The sequence below is a fragment of the Azospirillum sp. B506 genome, from assembly GCF_000333595.1.
Taxonomy (GTDB): domain Bacteria; phylum Pseudomonadota; class Alphaproteobacteria; order Azospirillales; family Azospirillaceae; genus Azospirillum.
Genome location: NZ_BADK01000771.1, coordinates 1 through 1,655, shown reverse-complemented (window position 1 = coordinate 1,655; position 1,655 = coordinate 1). Strand labels below are relative to the sequence as shown.

Annotated in this window: 1 protein-coding gene; it reads right to left on the bottom strand. The window is 68.7% G+C overall.

Annotation, left to right across the window (positions count from 1 at the left end; translation table 11 throughout):
• The coding region (cysC, locus tag I71_RS24170; RefSeq protein WP_042699565.1) for an adenylyl-sulfate kinase at positions 1–1,655 on the bottom strand (1,655 nt) is incomplete at both ends.

The window sequence follows — 1,655 nt, the reverse complement described above, 5'->3', positions numbered from 1 at the left end:
CTGTTCTTGCCCAGGGTCTCGTCGACATAGTCGAGCAGCTGGGCCAGCGCCTCGCTGCGGCTCAGCGCGTCGGTGTCGATCACCAGTTCGGGCTGGTCCGGTGCTTCGTAGGGGGCGGAGATGCCGGTGAACTCGGCGATCTCGCCGGCCCGCGCCTTCTTGTAGAGGCCCTTCGGGTCGCGTTCCTCGCAGGTGGCGAGGTCGGCCGCCACATACACCTCGTGGAAGCGCTCGCCGCCGATCACCCGTGCCCGTGCCCGGTCGGACTTCAGCGGTGAGATCAGCGAGGCGATCACCACCATGCCGGCGTCGGCGAACAGCTTCGCCGTCTCGGCCACCCGGCGGATGTTCTCCGCCCGGTCGTCGGCGGAGAAGCCCAGACCGGCGTTCAGGCCGTTGCGGACATTGTCGCCGTCCAGCACGAAGGTCTGCCAGCCGCGATCGAACAGCGCCCGTTCCAGCGCCATCGCCAGCGTCGACTTGCCGGCGCCCGACAGGCCGGTCAGCCAGACGATGCCGCCCTTGTGGCCGTTGGCCTGGGCGCGCTCCTCCTGCGAGACGGTGTGCGACACCTCGGTGATGTTGGCCGTCGCCGCGTCCTCGATCTCCACCACCAGGCAGCCGCCGACCACGTCGTTGCCGTCGATCAAAGCACCACGGCCGGTGCGCGGCAGGTCCGCCGCCAGATCGAGCGCGATGGGCGAGCGGGAGCGCAGGACGACCTCCGCCACCTCGTTGCGGTGGACCGACTTGCCCGGCGTGCTCGACAGATCCTCGACATTGATGACCGCCGTCACCTGTTCGACCGTCACCCGGTGTTCGCCGGTGGCGATCTTCAGCGTGTAGGTCTTGCCGATCACCAGCGGGTCGGAGACCAGCCAGAACAGCCGCACGCTCAGCCGGTGGGCAAGGGTCGGTGCGTCGGACTGGTGGTGGGCGATGTGGCCGCGCTCGGCGAAGATGCGCTTGTCCAGCGTGATGCCGATGCTCTGCCCGGCCTGGGCCGACAGCACCGTCTCCGGATGGTTCCACGCCTCGATGCTGACCACCTTGGCGCTGGCCCCGGTGGGCGAGAAGTGCAGGGTGTCGCCGACGCGCAGGCGCCCGCTCTCGATGCGGCCGGCCAGGATGCGGCGGTCGTCCGGCTTGTAGACGTCCTGGAGCGGGAAGCGCAGCGGCTGGTCGGGCGAGGTCTGCTGCGGACGGAAGGCGTCCAGCTGTTCGATCACCGTCGGCCCCAGATACCAGTCCGACTGTTCGCTGCGGCTGACGATGTTGTCGCCGTTGCGGGCGGACACCGGGATCACCGCCTTGGGCTGCAGGCCCAGCTCGGCCAGATAGTCCTTGATCTCCTGGGCCACGGCTTCATAGCGGCGGCTGGAGAACTCGACCTTGTCCATCTTGTTGACGACGACCGCGACCTGACGGACGCCCAGCAGGTGCAGCAGGAAGGCGTGGCGGCGCGACTGCTCCAGCGCGCCTTCGTCGGCGTCGATCACCAGCAGGGCGGCGTCGGCCTGCGACGCCCCCGTCACCATGTTCTTCAGGAATTCGGTGTGGCCGGGCGCGTCCATGATGACGTAGGGGCGCTGCCTGGTCTTGAAGTGGATCTGGGTGGTGTCGATGGTGATGCCCTGGTCGCGCTCGGCTTGGAG